Annotated in this window: 12 protein-coding genes; 5 read left to right on the top strand and 7 right to left on the bottom strand. The window is 70.8% G+C overall.

Annotation, left to right across the window (positions count from 1 at the left end):
- The first annotated feature begins 53 nt into the window (after positions 1 to 53).
- A complete protein-coding gene (locus tag AB0H86_RS00680) occupies positions 54 to 680 on the top strand; it encodes a winged helix-turn-helix transcriptional regulator (protein WP_362431184.1) in 627 nt (208 codons plus the stop codon).
- A 109-nt stretch (positions 681 to 789) separates the two neighbouring features.
- Here AB0H86_RS00680 and AB0H86_RS00675 read toward each other — a convergent pair whose 3' ends face one another.
- From AB0H86_RS00675 to AB0H86_RS00665, 3 genes are read right to left on the bottom strand one after another with little or no spacing between them, the layout of a single operon-like run.
- A complete protein-coding gene (locus tag AB0H86_RS00675; RefSeq protein WP_362431182.1) occupies positions 790 to 1608 on the bottom strand; it encodes a hypothetical protein in 819 nt (272 codons plus the stop codon).
- Positions 1608 to 2879, bottom strand: a complete 1272-nt coding sequence (locus tag AB0H86_RS00670) for a VWA domain-containing protein (RefSeq protein WP_362431180.1) — start codon at positions 2877 to 2879, stop codon at positions 1608 to 1610. The genes AB0H86_RS00675 and AB0H86_RS00670 overlap by 1 nt, the downstream gene beginning before the upstream one ends.
- A 45-nt stretch (positions 2880 to 2924) precedes the next feature.
- Positions 2925 to 4445 (bottom strand): IucA/IucC family siderophore biosynthesis protein, encoded by a 1521-nt coding sequence (locus AB0H86_RS00665; protein ID WP_362431179.1) that lies wholly within the window; start codon positions 4443 to 4445, stop codon positions 2925 to 2927.
- Positions 4446 to 4504: 59 nt separating this feature from the next.
- On the opposite strand from AB0H86_RS00665, the gene AB0H86_RS00660 reads away from it, so the two are divergent.
- Positions 4505 to 6058, top strand: a complete 1554-nt coding sequence (locus AB0H86_RS00660; RefSeq protein ID WP_362432222.1) for an IucA/IucC family protein — start codon at positions 4505 to 4507, stop codon at positions 6056 to 6058.
- A 22-nt stretch (positions 6059 to 6080) separates the two neighbouring features.
- Here the strand turns inward: AB0H86_RS00660 and AB0H86_RS00655 are convergent, their stop codons facing one another.
- Positions 6081 to 6668, bottom strand: a complete 588-nt coding sequence (locus tag AB0H86_RS00655) for a response regulator (RefSeq protein WP_362431177.1) — start codon at positions 6666 to 6668, stop codon at positions 6081 to 6083.
- Positions 6665 to 10828 (bottom strand): HAMP domain-containing protein, encoded by a 4164-nt coding sequence (locus tag AB0H86_RS00650; RefSeq protein WP_362432219.1) that lies wholly within the window; start codon positions 10826 to 10828, stop codon positions 6665 to 6667. The genes AB0H86_RS00655 and AB0H86_RS00650 overlap by 4 nt, the downstream gene beginning before the upstream one ends.
- Positions 10829 to 11129: 301 nt before the next feature.
- Here AB0H86_RS00650 and AB0H86_RS00645 point away from each other — a divergent pair, with 301 nt between their 5' ends.
- On the top strand, positions 11130 to 12971 hold the full coding sequence (locus AB0H86_RS00645) for an ATP-binding SpoIIE family protein phosphatase (RefSeq protein WP_362431175.1): 1842 nt from the start codon (positions 11130 to 11132) through the stop codon (positions 12969 to 12971).
- A gap of 141 nt (positions 12972 to 13112) precedes the next feature.
- Positions 13113 to 13745, top strand: a complete 633-nt coding sequence (locus AB0H86_RS00640; protein ID WP_362431173.1) for a DUF402 domain-containing protein — start codon at positions 13113 to 13115, stop codon at positions 13743 to 13745.
- 422 nt (positions 13746 to 14167) lie between these two features.
- On the opposite strand, the gene AB0H86_RS00635 is transcribed toward AB0H86_RS00640, so the two are convergent.
- Positions 14168 to 14545 (bottom strand): VOC family protein, encoded by a 378-nt coding sequence (locus tag AB0H86_RS00635; protein WP_362431170.1) that lies wholly within the window; start codon positions 14543 to 14545, stop codon positions 14168 to 14170.
- An 80-nt stretch (positions 14546 to 14625) separates the two neighbouring features.
- On the opposite strand from AB0H86_RS00635, the gene AB0H86_RS00630 reads away from it, so the two are divergent.
- Positions 14626 to 15084 (top strand): MarR family transcriptional regulator, encoded by a 459-nt coding sequence (locus AB0H86_RS00630; RefSeq protein ID WP_362431168.1) that lies wholly within the window; start codon positions 14626 to 14628, stop codon positions 15082 to 15084.
- 41 nt (positions 15085 to 15125) lie between these two features.
- On the opposite strand, the gene AB0H86_RS00625 is transcribed toward AB0H86_RS00630, so the two are convergent.
- On the bottom strand, positions 15126 to 15665 hold the full coding sequence (locus tag AB0H86_RS00625; protein WP_362431165.1) for a YbhB/YbcL family Raf kinase inhibitor-like protein: 540 nt from the start codon (positions 15663 to 15665) through the stop codon (positions 15126 to 15128).
- Between the last annotated feature and the right edge of the window lie 179 nt (positions 15666 to 15844).

Raw genomic sequence — 15844 nt, 5'->3', positions numbered from 1 at the left:
GTTTTACCAAGTATCGGCTTGGAAAGTCCAACAACTTGTCTAGACTGCGTCGCATGTCACCTCGCCGAAGCTACGACCAGTACTGTTCCGCGGCCAGGGCGCTCGACGTCGTCGGCGACCGCTGGACCCTGCTGATCGTCCGCGAACTCCTGGCCGGCCCGCGCCGCTACACGGACCTGCACGCCGACCTGCCGGGCGTGAGCACGGACGTCCTCGCCTCACGGCTGAAGGACATGGAGCGGGACGGCCTCGCGACCCGGCGCAGGCTGCCGCCGCCCGGCGCGGCCACGGTGTACGAACTCACCGGACGCGGGCGGGAGTTGCTGCCGGTGCTGCAGGCCCTGGGGGCGTGGGGCGTGGCCGAGCTGGGGGAGCGGCGGCCCACGGACGCGGTACGCGCGCACTGGTTCGCGCTGCCGCTGCTGCGCGCGATAGAGGGCGAAGGTGTCGTCGAAGTCCGGCTGGAGGAAGGGGAGTTCCATCTCCTCCTCGGCGCCGAGGACGGGCCCGTGTACGGCGACGGCCCCGCTCCCGGTGAGCCCGACGCCCGGCTGGTGCTGGACGTGGCCACCTGCACGGCGGTCGCACGGGGCGAGTTGAGCATGACCGACGCGGTGCGCGACGGCCGTGTCGAGGTGACCGGCGAGGGCACGCTGGCGAAGGCGCTGCGGGACATGTGACGGGTCATGTGACGTGTGGACGTGACATGTGACGGGACATGCGACGGGACATGTCACGGGACACGGGAGAGGCCCGCCGCGGCAGCACGGCGGGCCTCTCCACGAACCGTCAGGCGCCCGGCGGTACCCGTGACGGCCGCCCCGCGCCCCGGGTCAGCGTGTACCCGCCGACCCCCGCGAGCGCGGCCAGCACCCCGCCGAGGGCGGTCCACACCCACCGGTCGGACCACCACCCGGAGGACCAGCCGTCATCGGGCTCGATGGCGGACAGCACGGCCGAGTCCGACGAACTGTCCTCGTCGGACTCGGAGTTGTCGGACTCCGAGGTGACGGCGATGCCCGGTACCAGCGGCTCCGCCAGCGAGCCGTCCACGGCGGCCGAACCGCCGATGTCCTTCGAGTCGACCCGCAGCTCCGTGTCGACGGAAAGGCCCAGGTCGGCCGTGGTGAGGTCGACGGCCGTCAGCCGGACGTAGTACGTGCCGGGCAGCGGGTCGTTCGCCCACTGCTCCGACCAGGCGCGGACCGTGCGCAGGACGCAGGTCAGCCGCACGGAGGCGGTGCCCGCGGCGGCGGTGCGTGTCTGCGCGCCGTACTGGCAGGACTGACGTCGGCGCAAGCCGTCGTACACGTCGATCTGCCAGGTCTCGGAGGCGTGCGCGGCAGGCAGCTTCACCGTCGCCCCGACGGTGGGGCGCTGGCCGGCGTCCGCCGGGAACGACCAGTACATGTAGTCGCCCGCGGACCCGTTCGCGGTGGCCGCCTGGCCCTGCTCGATCTCGGTCGCGGTACGGAACGAGGTGCCCGCGGCGGTGGGCGCCGAGCTGTCGTCGGACGCGCTCGGGGACGGCGAGGAGTCGGCGACCGCCGGAGCCACCGCCAGCCCGAGCATCAGCAGTGAAGCGCTCAACACGCTAGTGATTCGCATCAGTTGGTCCTCCAGACCGCGACCCGCCAGCGCGAAAGCCAGCCCCAGACGAGACCGGCGAGGAAGCCGGCGAGGATCAGTGCGCCGAGCAGCCACCAGCCGCGTCCGAGGCCGAAGGAGGCCACGTCGCTCGCGTTGCTCGGACCGTCCACCAGGTCGACCGTCAGCTCCAGCGGCATGCCCGGCGTGGTCTTCACCCCGGACGCCGCCGAGAAGGAGTTGGTCACCTGGAGGCACACGGTCTCGGCGGCCGGCTTGTCGCTGTCGTCGTCGTCCCGCTCGGGCTTCGGGTAGCGCAGCCCGGTGGAGATGACGTCCGTACGGCCGATTCCGGCGGCCTCGCCGCGCACGATCTCGCGGCCGTGCACGGTGACGGCCCGCAGCAGCGTCCCGTAGTCGGGGTTGACGGCCCGGTCGGCGGCCACGCTCACCGAGGCGCGCAGCTCCTGGCCCGCCTGGACATCCACGCGGTACCAGCGCTCCTGGCCGAACTCCTCGCGGTCGGTGTACAGACCCGACTTGAGCGTGGGCGCCTTCGCGCACGCGTCCGCGCCCTGCGTCGCCACCGGCGTCACCACCGGATCGGCCGCCCGGTCCACCAACTGGTTGACCCGGTCGGTGAGTTCGTCGGTGTGCTCCACCGAGGTGTAGGTGCCGCCGGTCGCCTCGGCGATACAGCTGAGCTGACGGCTCAGCTTGGTGCTCGGCACCAGGCCGAGCGTGTCGATGGTGAGACCGATGTCCTTGGCGGCGATCTCGCGGGCCACCTCGCAGGGGTCGAGCGGGGCGCAGGTGTCCTCGCCGTCGGTGATCAGCACGATCCGCTTGGAACCCTCGCCGTCGTCGAGGTCGTCGGCCGCCTTCAGCAGGGCGGGTCCGATCGGCGTCCAGCCGGTGGGCGTGAGGGTCGCCACCGCCGTCTTCGCCTCGGTGCGGTCCAGCGGGCCGACCGGGTAGAGCTGCGCGGTGTCCTTGCAGCCCGTCTTGCGGTCGTCTCCCGGGTAGTTGGCGCCCAGTGTGCGGATACCGAGCCGGACCTCCTCGGGCGTCGCGTCCAGCACCTCGTTGAAGGCCTGCTTCGCCGCGGCCATCCGCGACTGGCCGTCAATGTCCTTCGCTCGCATCGAACCGCTCACGTCGAGGACGAGGTCGACCTTCGGCGCGTTGGCGGTGGTCTCGTCGGCGACTGCCGCGACCGGGAACGCGATCCCGGCCGTCAGGGCGGCGAGCAGGGCGCACACTCCCGCCGCCAGCCGTTTACTTGTGATCATCGGCGGATCCTATTGATCAGGGGTGCCGGGCTCCAAAACGGCCGCTCAGCGCAGCGGGTTGGGCAGCCCGGTCCACTGGTCCCCGGGCGTCCCCGGTGACAGCCGCATCAGCGTCAACGCCTTGGCGGGGAGCGGCTCTTCGAGGAGTGCGACGAGGTCCGGCGTGCGCGCCAGATCCCGTACGGCGGTCTCAAGCGCCCCTCCCAGCGCCGCCGCCGACCCCGCCGTACCGGCGAGCGCTCCGGCCACCAGCGAGCCGAACAGCTTGCGGCGCAGGGCCGTCACGTCGTCGGTGACGATGCGTCCGGTCAGCTCCGGGACCGGGATGCCGTGCCGGGTCAGCCGGGCCGGGCTCACCCGGATGTCGGCGAGGTCCCGGTAGACCAACCGCACGGGCGCGCCCGTCGGGGACAGCACCACCAGGAGGTTCTGGCCGTGCGCCTCCAGCGCCACCCCCAGATCCAGCAGCCGCAGGCCCACCGTGAGCGCGAGCCGGGTGAAGTCGGCGAGCCAGGCCGGGGAGTCGGGCAGCCCGGTGGTGGCGAGCGCGGCCACCGGCACCACACGCTCACCGCTGCCCGGGGTCGCGTACGCCTGCGGCGACTCCCGCAACACCGCCCCCAGGTCAGGGCTGTTGGCGGTGACCGCGCCCAGGGTGCGGGTGATGTGCAGCAGGCCGTCCAGCCGGGCGGCCAGCGTCTGAGCGAACGCCGACAGGGTCGCGGACAGCGCGATCGAGTACACGGAGATGTCCCGCACCGACGACGTCAGCCGGGCGCTCAGCGCGGTCTTCACATGCGGACCGCGGGGCTCGTGGGCCCCGCCCGGCAGCTCCAGCGTGCGCAGGGACATCAGCGGACGCGCGTCGATCCCGGTGTCGCACGCCCGCTTGAGCACATGCTCCGCCTGCCAGGGATGCGTCGGCACCAACAACCGCTCACCGTCCCGCAGTTCGTCCGGCCAGTCACCCGCCACCAGGCACTCGCCCGCCGGTACCGGCAGCAGCCCCAGCCGCACCAGCGGCCCGTGCTCGGACCCGTAGGCGAGCTGTTCGGCCACCGAGAAGCCGGGCCGGGAACGGCAGCCGGGGTGGTACGGATGCCCGTCGACCACCCGCCGCTCCCACTCCCAGTCGTGCACCGGCCCCTCCTCGGCGGCGGGCCGCTCCTGCCCGGCCCGGGACAGCGCCAACGAGACGGCACTGTGGCCGAGTTCGACGGCGAAGTCCGTACCGTGCGCTACGGCGAGGTCGGTCATCAGCCGCGCCGGATCGTCGTACGCCACCTCGTCGAGTCGTACGACGGAGACGTACGCGGCGGTGGCGTACGGGTCCGGTCGCGGGCCGTGCAGCCGGCGGCCGTCCGACAGGCGCAGCGTGAGCCCGTCGGGGCCGGCCGCGCGGTCCGTGAACCAGGGGAGCGGCTCATGGGTGAGGGCACGCCACAACCGGGTCAGGACGGCCGCGCGGGCACCGGGAAGTTCGGCCTCGTACCGCGGCACGAGGCCGGGGCGTACGGCGGCCAGCTCCTCGGCGACCTCGGCCTCGGCGGTGGGGGGACGGTGCACGGGCGGGCTCCTCGGGTACGCATGGGATGTCACGGCAGGTGGTGACGGCAGACATACTGATGATCGCCGCCCGAACGGACCGTAGAGAACGAGTGGAACGCGTGGATCCCATTACCTCGCCCGACGCCGCCCCCCGCGACGACATCTCGGACCGCGCCGACGCCTACGCGGCGGCGCCCCTTCTGAACTGTCTGTTGCGGGAGGTGGCCGAGCCCCTTGACCGGTCCGCCGCACAGGGCGCCCATCGGGTGTACCGGCTGCCCGGGGGCAGACTGCTGCGCGTGTGCGGGCAGCGGCGGCCCGCCGATCCGGAGGTCCACACGGAAGGCGGCTGGCGGCGCGTCGGCCACAGCGAACTCGTGAAACTCGTCGCCGAGGAACTGGACCGGTACACCGGCCTGTCCAACCTCGACCTGCCCACCGAGATGATCGACAGCCGGGACGCGGTCGCGGCGCTGCTCACCGCCCGCGCCCGCGTGACCCCGCCGGGCGATCCCTATCTGCGCTCCGAGCAGTCCCTCATCACCGGCCACCCCCACCATCCCGCTCCGAAGGCGCGCGGCGGCGGCCCCGTCGCCGGCTGGCTGCCCTACGCCCCCGAGGCGCGCGCCCGCTTCCCGCTGACCCTGCTCGGACTGCGGGCGGACACGGTCGTCGAGGAGGGCGACACCTCGGCGCTGGACGCGCTCGGCGAGGCCCCGCCCGGCTACCGACTGCTGCCCGCCCACCCCTGGCAGCTCGACCTGGCCGCCCCCGCCCTGGCCCCGGCCTTCGCGGACGGCCGTCTGATCCGGCTCGGCGACACCACGTTCGAGACCTGGCCGACCGCCGCGATCCGCACCGTGTACGCGCCCGACCGCGACCTCTTCCTGAAGTTCAGCCTCGACGTCCGCATCACCAACGACATCCGCCGGCTGTGGCGGCACGACCTGCTGAAGCTCGGCCGGACGGACGCGGCGGCACGCGAGGCCCTCGCCGCGATCGGCGGCCCGGCGGCCTGGCTGAGCGACACGGGGTACCGGACCGCGGCCTTCGCCTTCGAGGAACTCGCCGTCCTCGTCCGCGACGGACTGCGCGGCCACCTCGTGCCCGGCGCGACACCGCTGCTGGCGGCGGGGTTGGTGGAGGGCTTCGAGGGCAGCCCGCTCGACGGGGCGAGGGACCCGGCGGCATGGTGGGAGGCGTACCTCGCCCAGGTCGTACCCCCGGCTCTGACGGCCTTCGCCGACCACGGCGTCGTACTCGAGGCACATCTGCAGAACACGCTGGTCGCCGTCGACGCAGACGGCACACCCGTGCAGGCCCTGTTCCGGGACGCCGAGGGGGTGAAGCTGGTGCCGGAGGTGTCCCGGGCGGCCGGCTGGGAGCGGCTCGTGTACTGCCTGGTCGTCAACCATCTCACCGAGGTCGCCGCGGCCCTGGCCGAACGTACGCCAGGCCTCGATCCCTGGCCCGCCGTCCGCCGCGAGTTGTCCCGGCACCACCTTCCGGAGATCGCCGCCCTGCTCACCTCGCCCACTCTGCCCGGCAAGACGAACCTGCTGCTGCGCTGGACCGGCGCGGACGGCGCCGACGCCCGCTACCGGCCGCTGCCCAACCCGCTCGCCGGGTGAGGGTCGGCAGGGAAGGGCGCTTCTATTCGATCCCGGTGCGACCGGGCAGGAGGGTTCCCACGGCGCGTTCCATCTCCGCGACGCGGTCGGCGAGCTCGGCCGTTTCGGTTTCCGGCCGGTCGCGCAGCAGCAGCTCGATCTGGGTGAGCCGCTCGATGATGTCCGTGAGCCGGTCCGCGTCCTCCGCCACCGCGCACATCGCCAACAGGCGGTTCTTGCGGTGGAGATCGAGAAAGACATTGACCTTGGTGCGCAGCACCCACGGATCGATGGGCTTGGCGATGAAGTCGGCGGCTCCGATCGCGTATCCCCGGTAGGCGTAGTCGGCAGTGCTCTCGGTCCCGGTCACCAAGATGATGGGCACGTGCTTGGTCTGGTCGAGTCGCTTGATGTTGGCGGCGGTCTCAAAACCGTCCATGCCGGGCATCCGGACGTCCAGGAGGACGACCGCGAAATCCTGGCGCAGCATCTCCTTCAGTGCCTGTTCCCCCGAGCGCGCGCGGACCAGGTTCTGGTGCAGCGGGCTGAGCACGGCCTCGAACGCGATGAGGTTCTCCTCGATGTCATCGACGATGAGGATGCTGCCCGTGTCGGCCTGCTTGGGGCTCATGGCGTGTCTCCGGGGGGATCGTCGGCGCTGTCGTGCGCGCCCGGCGGTCCATCGGCGACGCCGAGGTCCAGCGCCGGTGCCGGGGAGTCGCTCTGCGGGTCGAGCAGATCGCAGATGACCGACAGCAGGCGGTCCATGTTCACCGGCTTGGGTACGTAGCCGTCGGCGCCGCTGTCGATCGCCTTGTCGCGGTCTCCGGGCATCGCCTTGGCGGTGAGCGCGATGATCGGCAGGTGAGCGAGACGAGGGGTGTCCCGGATGGCGCGAATAGCCTCGTACCCGTCCATCTCGGGCATCATGATGTCCATCAGGACCAGGGACACCTCAGGGAACCGCTCCAGGACCTCAAGGCCCTCCCGCCCGTTCTCCGCGTACCGCACGGTGACGCCGACCCGGCCCAGAGCGTGCGTGAGGGCGAAGACATTGCGGATGTCGTCATCGACGATGAGGATGCGACGGCCCGCCAGGACGCGGCCGGGGCGCCCGGTGAGCCATTCCTTGAGCCGCGTCGTCTCCGGCCAGGTGTCCTCGCGGCCCTCGGCGGTCCCCGTGGATCCCTTGCCCGGCAGGTCGTCCGCGTGGCCGTCCGGAGCCAGGACGTCGGCGCTGTAGGTCCTCGCGCTGTCGAGCACCTGCTCGCGTGACACGTCCTCCCCGACGGCCGCCGGTTCCCGGATCTCCGAAGGAAGCACGGGCGCGACGCTGCGCAGGTCCGCCATGCCCTGCGCGGCAGGGGCGCCGGGGTGGCACGAGGGAATGTAGAGAGTGAACCGCGAGCCCACACTCGGCTCACTCTCGGCGACGATCTTGCCGCCGAGCATCCCCGCGATCTCCCGGCTGATGGACAGACCGAGGCCGGTGCCGCCGTACTTGCGGTTGGTGGTGCCCTCGGACTGCTGGAACGCCTCGAAGACCATCGGAAGTTTCTCGGGGGCGATACCGATCCCGGTGTCCTTCACGGAGAACGCGATGACGGCTTCCGCGTTCTTGAGCGTCTCCTCAGCGAACTGCTTCCCCGGCACCCGGTCGACGCGCAGTTCCACGGTGCCGTCGTGGGTGAACTTCACCGCGTTGGACAGCAGGTTGCGCAGCACCTGCTGGAGGCGCTGCTCGTCGGAGTACAGCTCGGCCGGCACGTCCTTGTCGACCGCGATCTCGAAGCCCAGACCGCGATCGATGGTCAGCGGGCGGAAGGTCGCATGGACGTAGTCGAGCAGCTTGATCAGCGGGAGCGTCCCCGGACGCACGTCCATCCGCCCGGCCTCGATCTTCGACAGGTCGAGGATGTCGCTGATCAGCTGGAGCAGGTCCGAACCCGAGCGGTAGATGGTGGTCGCGAACTGCACCTCCTGTTCGGCCAGGTGTCCGTCGGGGTTGTCGGCGAGCAGCCGGGACAGGATCAGCAGGGAGTTGAGCGGCGTGCGCAGCTCGTGCGACATGTTCGCGAGGAACTCCGACTTGTACTGCGAGGCGGTCGCGAGCAGAGCGGCCTTTTCCTCCAACTCGGCGTTGGAGCGCTGGAGTTCGTCCGACCGCTCGCGCAACTCGGAGGTGAGCCGCTGTGACTCCGACAGCAGCGACTCCGTGCGCGAGTTGGCGATGATCGTGTTGATCGAGACGCCGATCGTGTTGGCGAACTGGTCGACGAAGGCCAGGTGCACATCGCTGAACCTGCTGAGCGAGGCCAGCTCGATCACTCCGAGCACCTGGTCCTCGAACAGGATGGGCAGGATGACGATGCTGGCCGGACGGGCCGTGCCGAGACCCGAGTTGATGGTGATGTAGTCGGGCGGGGCGTCCATGATGATGATGCGCTTCTTCTCCTGCGCGACCTGTGCGATCAGTCCGCGGCCCGGGGTGCCGGTGCCGGGGAGCGGACTGTCCCCGTCGGCCTGATCGGCGCCGTACCCGGCGATGAACTGGAGGCCCTCACCGGGAGTCGCCCCTGTCTCGGCCAGGAAGAACGCACCGAACTGTGCGTTCACCAGCGGGGTCAGCTCGCGCAGGATCAGGTCGGCGACCTCCACCAGGTCGCGGTGGCCCTGCATGAGCGCGGCCATGCGGGTGAGGTTGGACTCCAGCCAGTCCTTGGCACGGGTGGTCTCGCGGAGGTTGGCGACCATGAGGTTGATGTTGTTCTTCAGTTCGGCGACCTCACCCTGTGCCTCGACCGTGATGGCGCGGGACATGTCGCCCTGGGTGACCGCGCTGGCCACCTCCGCGATCGCCCGGACCTGGGTGGTGAGGTTCAGGGCCAGCTCGTTGACGTTGGTGGTCAGCCGCTTCCACGTTCCGTAGACGCCCTCGACTCGGGCCTGACCGCCCAGCTGCCCCTCACTGCCGACCTCCCGGGCGACGCGGGTGACCTCGGACGAGAACGAGGAGAGCGTGTCGACCATCGTGTTGATGGTGGTCTTCAGCTCCAGGATCTCGCCGCGCGCGTCCACGTCGATCTTCTTCGACAGGTCGCCCTGGGCGACGGCCGTGGCGACCTGGGCGATGTTGCGGACCTGCGAGGTGAGGTTGTCGGCCATGAAGTTGACGTTGTCGGTGAGGTCCTTCCACACCCCGGACACCCCGCGGACCTGGGCCCGGCCGCCCAGCGACCCCTCCGTGCCGACCTCGCGCGCGACCCGGGTGACCTCGTCGGCGAACGCGCGCAGCTGCTCGACCATCGTGTTCACGGTCTCCTTCAGCTGCAGGATCTCGCCGCGCGCATCGACCGTGATCTTCTTCGACAGGTCGCCGTTGGCGACCGACGTGGTCACCTGGGCGATGTTGCGGACCTGTGAGGTCAGGTTCGACGCCATGAAGTTGACGTTGTCCGTCAGCTCCTTCCACACACCCGAGGCCCCGCGGACCTGCGCCTGCCCGCCCAGATTGCCCTCGGTGCCGACCTCGCGCGCGACCCGGGTGACCTCGTCGGCGAACGCCGACAGCTGGTCGACCATCGTGTTGATCGTCGACTTCAGCTCCAGGATCTCGCCCTTTGCCTCCACTGTGATCGTCTTGCCGAGGTCGCCCTCGGCGACGGCCGTGGCGACCTGGGCGATGTTGCGGACCTGCGAGGTGAGGTTGTCGGCCATGAAGTTGACGTTCTCCGTGAGGTCCTTCCACACCCCGGAGACGCCGCGGACCTGGGCCCGGCCACCGAGCTGCCCCTCGGTACCGACCTCACGGGCGACGCGGGTGACCTCGCCCGCGAACGCCGACAGCTGGTCGACCATGGTGTTCACGGTGCTCTTGAGCTGCAGGATCTCGCCGCGCGCATCGACCGTGATCTTCTGCCTCAGATCGCCGTTGGCGACCGACGTGGTCACCTGGGCGATGTTGCGGACCTGCGAGGTCAGGTTCGACGCCATGAAGTTGACGTTGTCGGTGAGGTCCTTCCACACCCCGGAGACGCCCGGTACCTGTGCCCGGCCGCCCAGCTGCCCTTCCGTGCCGACCTCGCGCGCGACCCGGGTGACCTCGTCGGCGAACGCGCGCAGCTGGTCGACCATCGTGTTCACGGTGAGCTTCAGCTCCAGCAGCTCGCCGGTCGCCTCCACGGTGACCTGCCGGGTCAGATCGCCGCGCGCGACCGCCGTGGTCACCACCGCGATGTCGCGCACCTGCGCGGTCAGCCGGGAGGCCATCGTGTTGACGGCCTCGGTCACATAGCGCCAGTCGCCGGTCAGCCCCTCCACCGTGGCACGCCCGCCGAGACGACCCTCGGTACCGACCTCCCGGGCGACGCGGGTCAGCTCGCCGGTGAACAGCGACAACTGCTCCACCATGCGGTTCACTCCGCTCCCCAGCTGCCGTAGCTCGCCGCGGAGCGGGCGTCTGCCGTCGTGCAGCTCGGCGCGCTGCGTCAGATCACCGTCCGCGACGGCGTCCAGGACGCGTGTGACATCGACGATCGGGACGGCCAGCGCTTCCAGCAGCGTGTTGGCCGCATCCACGCTCGTCGTCCACCCTCCCGCCCCGGGACTCGCCGTGAGCCGCTCGTCCAGCCGCCCCGGTCGGACCACCTCCCGGCGCACCCGCTCGAGCTCCGAAGCCAGGTGCGCGTTCCGCGTCATGACCTGGTTGAACACCCCCGCGATCTCGGCGAGTACCCCTTCGCGAGGATTTCCCATGCGTACGGTGAAGTCGCCGTCACAAAGGGAATTCATCGCCGCGAGCAGCGGACGCAGTTCGGACACATGTACCCACTCGCCGTCCCGGGTTTCCCGGGCCGGGGCGGGCCGGTCTGTGGCCTCAGGTCTGGTTTCGGCGGGCTCCCGCTCCCGGAATTCGGGCTCAGGGGAAGCGAGTTCGGACTCGGGGTGAGATTCCATGGCAACACATTTCTCAGGACAAACATACGAGTACTTCCCAATTAGGCTACATTCGTCCTGTATCCGTCGACAGCTAGACCTTGGCAGGGGGTCGCCAGTGGGGCCGTCCCTTGATCCGCGCGCAGCGGCGGCTCGGATGCGCGTACCCGCCGACGAACTCGCGGCCTCGGCGGCGCGCAGGTTCGTGCGTGCCGTGCTCGCCGAGCGGACCGCGCCGCAGGTGCCAGGGGCGCCGATGATCAGTGGTCGGTCCGTCGATGACGCCGTGCTCCTCGCCAGCGAGCTGGTCACCAGCGCTGTCGCGCACGCCGGGTTCGAGGTCGAGGTGGCCTGCCGCATCGAGACCGGCCCTGGCCCCCCGGCCGATTCCGCGCAGTCCGAGGGCGAGGGGGTGGGGGTGGTGGTCGAGGTGACGGAGCGCGGCTCCGCCGGCAGCCTCGACGGCGACGACGGCGTACAGAGCCCCGTGCGCGGCCATGGGCGACAGCTGATGCGCGCACTGGCCGACTCCTGGGGGGTGACCTACCGGCGCACGGGGACGGTCACGTGGTTCCGTCTGGAGTGCGTGATGGTGACCCCGCTCGCCACCACGGAGCAGGGCCTCACCGGCCCCCTCACCGAGGCCGTCCGCCGCGGGCCGTCCGTCCCCGAGTCCGTCCTGCCACGCGACCGCACGGCCCGCAGCGCCGAGTGGGCCGAGCGTGCGGGGCAGTCGTTCCTCGCCGAGGCCGGAGAGCTCCTCGCCGGACAGCTGGACGAGGACATGGTCGCGGCGCTCGCCGGACAGCTCCTGGTCCCCAGACTCGCCGACTGGTGCGGCGTATGGCTGACCACGGACAATGCGGAGGTGCGGCTCTCCCATGTCTGGCACATGGACGAACAAAAGATCCGCGCACTCCGCCAGGTACTGGAGAAGGACCGTCCGCCCGCCGGGCTGAGTACGACCGGCGTCTCATGGCCCTGGCCCGCGTCCAGAGGCGATGGGAACACAGGCGGTTCGGCGCTGGCGTTCCCCCTTGTCGCGGGCGGCCTCTACCACGGCACACTCATGATCGGCCAGGCGGGGCTGCCGCAGCTGACCGACGGCGTGGTACGGCTCGCGGGGGATGTGGCCCGGCGCATGGCCCAGGCGGTGGTCACCGCCCGCCACTACACACGGCAGGCGAGAATCAGCCGGACGCTCCAGCGCAGGCAGCTTCCCGCGTCCCTCGCCGCCATTCCGGGCGTCGACACAGCGATCGTCTACGAGCCCTGGGGTGAGGGCCAGACCGTCGGCGGGGACTTCTACGACCTGTTCCCGATAAAAGACCGCAAGTGGTGCTTCCTGCTCGGTGACGTGAGCGGCCACGACGTGGAGGCGATGTCCGTCACCGGCCTGGTCCGGCACCTCGTGCGGATGTTGGCACGTGAGGGACACGGCGTCGAGTCCCTGCTCAACCGGCTGAACCACGCGATGGCGGAGGAGGTCGCCGAGGCCATGACGCTCCGCGGCGAGCGGGAGGGCTCCCGCTTCCTGAGCCTGTTGTACGGGGAGTTGGAGCCCGACTCGGTCGCCGGCGGCGCGCGGTGCACCATAGCCTGCGCCGGGCACCCGCCCCCGTTGCGGCTGGGGACGGACGGCTCGGTGACACCGGCCGCGGGCCCGCAGATGCTGCTCGGCATCGAGGAGCATGCGGAGTTTCACGCCAACTCCCTCACCCTGGTGCCGGGTGAGACGCTGCTGTGTGTGACCGACGGTGTGACCGAACGCCGCAGGGGCACACGGCAGTTGGACGACGACGACGGCCTGGCGCAGGTGCTGCGGAGATGCGTGGGACTCGGCGCGAAGGCCGTGGCGGAATACGTCCGGCGAGCCGTTCACGACTTCAGCGTCGAGCCGATCGAGGACGACCTCGCCGTACTGGTACTGGAGGCGCTGCCGTTGCCCAGGAGCGCGGAAACGGTGGCGACGGCTCTCCCGGGCGGCCGGATCGGTTGACGCCGCTCTGGTGCCACGGACCGGACTCCCGAGCGGGCGTGGACCGATGCTCCACGGGCCGTGACAGGCGGCGAACGCCCACAGTGCGTGGACGGAACGTTCGCGCCGGGCCCCGTACCGGCGGCTGCTACGGTGCCGCGCATGGTGGCGCGCTCATTCTCCGCGAACGAAGTGATCGTCCGTCGCGAGATCCTCGACGGCCGGGAATGGATGGTCTACCCGGTACGGGTGGTCGAGGACACCGGGGACCTCCTCGCGGTCCACCTGGCGCAGGGAACTCCCCTGACCTTCGGCGGCGGGGAGTTCCGCTGGGGGCCGCACCCCTGGACGGCGTTCGAACCGTACTGGCGGTCGGAGGGCGTGCTCCAACTCCAGCGCCCCGGCGACGGGTACGCGGTGTGGGCGCGGCGCAGCGGCGGCGAGTTCACCGACTGGTACGTCAACTTCCAGGAGCCGATGCGCCGCACCGACCGGGGCTTCGACACCCTCGACCAGGAACTGGACCTGCTGCTGCCCGCCGATGGCTCGCCCCACCGCTGGAAGGACGAGGACCACTTCGAGGCCCGCCGCCGCTCCGGGGGCTTCACCGAGGAGGAAGCCGCCGCGGTCAGGTCGGCCGCCGCGTCGGTCGTCGATCTCGTGGAACGCGGCGCCGGCTGGTGGGAACCGTGGCGCGACTGGCGGGCACCGAAGGAGTGGGAGGCACCGGCGGCGGTGTCACTCTCGGATGAGGGGCGGCGAGCACCCTACGACGACTGCGGAGCCCTTGCGTGAACGGCTAGAGGGCCTCCGCGAAAGGGCGCGCGGCCAGCCCGCGTCCGCAGTCGCCCCCACCGGGCCGTTGCCCAGATTCCCGCTGACTCCGGCCACCCGGGTATCGAGATCCGCCTCGGTTACGCCCCGGTCACGCAGCCGCGCGGTGAGCCCCGAAGCCTCCCTCAACCGCTCGACACCCACGTGCACCGAGTCGGTGACCCGGACTCTCGCGCTCCTTCTCCAGTTCGCGAGCTTCCTGCGCAGGGCCGCGTTCTCCGCCTTCAGGGGCACGGGCGCCTCGGCGGGTGTCTCCGCCCGGCGGCCCCGGGGCCTGCTTGCCCCGGCCGCCCGTACTCTGACGGGTTCAGGAGGTCTTGAACACGGTGGCGTCGGTCAGAAGGGGTGGGCCGTCCGGGTCCGCGGGGTGATGGCGTGCACGGTCAGTTCCCGTGCGCGGTGATGGCGTAGCCCTCGGGGCTGAGGAAGGTGAACATCCTGCCGAACGGGCCGTCCTCCGGTGTCTTGACGATGGGGGTCCCGGCGGCCTGGAGGCGGTCGTGGAGGGCCTGGGCGTCGCTGGTCTTGAACCACAGGGCGACGCCGAGGCCGGGCCGCTCCACACTGTCGAGGTCCACGCCCGGCAGGGGCTCGCGGACGGCGAAGGCGACCGGCTCGGTCCTGAACACCACGGCGCCGGGGGGTGAGGCGGGGGCCCGGTGCAGCCCGAGCTGCGTCTCGAAGAAGGCGGCGGCCGTGTCGACGTCACGCACCTGCAGTGCGATGAAGTCGGGCCCGGTGACGGAAACGGCGATGGTCATAGGGTGCTCCCATGCTCGATGTCAGGACTTTGACATGGGTGACGGTAGGTACCTCTCCTCGCCTATGTCAAACTCCTGACATGAGTGAGGGAACAACCACCGACCCGATCCCGGCCGCCGACGTGACCGAGCGATTGGGCTATCGCCTCAAGCGCGCCGCGGCCGCCCTACGTGGCGCGATGGACAGGGCCCTGCGCGAGTACGGACTGACCGTGCCGCAATACGCCTGCCTCGAACTACTCGACCAGCAACCCGGGCTGTCCAACGCCGAACTGGCCCGCGGCACCTTCGTCACCCGGCAGTCCATGAACGTCGTCCTGCGTGGACTGCAGGACGCCGGCCTCATCATCCGCGCGACCACTGCCGACCATGGCCGCGCCCTGCCCGCCCACCTCACCGAGGAGGGCCACCGCCGCCTCGCCGCGGCACGCTCTGCCGTCTACGCCATCGACCAGCAGATGACCGACGCCGTCCCGCCGAAACGCCTCGACACCCTTCTCACCGACCTGGACCGCATGACGGAAACACTCGGTGGGTGAACCGGCCTTGGGTCAAGGCCCGGTCGCCTGTGCGGGGGCCGTCAGGCGGGGATCTCGGCGGTGACGGTCAGGACCGCGCGGCCGAGAATGTGGTTGGTCATGGTGAAGCCGAGGTAGGCCGGCGTGGCCTCGGCGGGTACGCCGATCTGCTCGACGTCAAGGGCGTGCACGACGATGACGTAGCGGTGTGGGCCGTGCCCGGCCGGTGGGGCGGCGCCGATGTAGCGTGCCGCGCGGGCGTCGTTGGGTAGTTGGTAGGCGCCTTCGGGAAGGCCTGGGCCGGTCTCGTCACCGGCGCCCTCGGACAGTTGGGTGACCGTCGCGGGGATGTCCGCCACCGCCCAGTGCCAGAAGCCGGAGCCGGTCGGGGCGTCCGGGTCGTACACCGTCACCGCGTAGCTCTTCGTGCCTTCGGGGGCGCCGCTCCACGACAACTGCGGGGAGATGTCCTTGCCGGCCGGGACTCCGAACAGGCCGGACATCTGCGCGGCGGGCCAGGCGTCCCCGTCGGACACCGTTGTGCTGGTGACGGTGAAGCGAGGCACCTCGGGGAGGCGAGCGAACGGGTCGTTGGTACTCACGGTGAATCCTTCCAGTGGACGGGGCCCCTCTCCAGGCACCCATGGGCCACTTTGCGCTCCGAGCGGGGCGAGATCACCGACCGGCTTCCTCCCAGCTGATAGCCCCTTCCTTCCATCGCAGGTCAGCGCTCTATCCCTGCGGAAACGGCGTCCAGCACGCGATGGAAGTTAGATGACCG

The organism is Streptomyces sp. NPDC050997 (assembly GCF_040660135.1).
Classification (GTDB): Bacteria; Actinomycetota; Actinomycetes; order Streptomycetales; family Streptomycetaceae; genus Streptomyces.
Note: the sequence above shows the minus strand (reverse complement) of the source record. Positions and strands in the feature narration are given on the sequence as shown.

What these genes read in the sequence shown, in the direction of transcription:
- AB0H86_RS00680 (WP_362431184.1), top strand. Translation starts at nt 54, where the DNA reads ATGTCACCTCGCCGAAGCTACGACCAGTACTGTTCCGCGGCCAGGGCG.
- AB0H86_RS00675 (WP_362431182.1), bottom strand. Translation starts at nt 1,608, where the DNA reads ATGCGAATCACTAGCGTGTTGAGCGCTTCACTGCTGATGCTCGGGCTG.
- AB0H86_RS00670 (WP_362431180.1), bottom strand. Translation starts at nt 2,879, where the DNA reads ATGATCACAAGTAAACGGCTGGCGGCGGGAGTGTGCGCCCTGCTCGCC.
- AB0H86_RS00660 (WP_362432222.1), top strand. Translation starts at nt 4,505, where the DNA reads ATGATCGCCGCCCGAACGGACCGTAGAGAACGAGTGGAACGCGTGGAT.
- AB0H86_RS00655 (WP_362431177.1), bottom strand. Translation starts at nt 6,668, where the DNA reads ATGAGCCCCAAGCAGGCCGACACGGGCAGCATCCTCATCGTCGATGAC.
- AB0H86_RS00650 (WP_362432219.1), bottom strand. Translation starts at nt 10,828, where the DNA reads ATGAATTCCCTTTGTGACGGCGACTTCACCGTACGCATGGGAAATCCT.
- AB0H86_RS00645 (WP_362431175.1), top strand. Translation starts at nt 11,130, where the DNA reads ATGCGCGTACCCGCCGACGAACTCGCGGCCTCGGCGGCGCGCAGGTTC.
- AB0H86_RS00640 (WP_362431173.1), top strand. Translation starts at nt 13,113, where the DNA reads ATGGTGGCGCGCTCATTCTCCGCGAACGAAGTGATCGTCCGTCGCGAG.
- AB0H86_RS00635 (WP_362431170.1), bottom strand. Translation starts at nt 14,545, where the DNA reads ATGACCATCGCCGTTTCCGTCACCGGGCCCGACTTCATCGCACTGCAG.
- AB0H86_RS00630 (WP_362431168.1), top strand. Translation starts at nt 14,626, where the DNA reads ATGAGTGAGGGAACAACCACCGACCCGATCCCGGCCGCCGACGTGACC.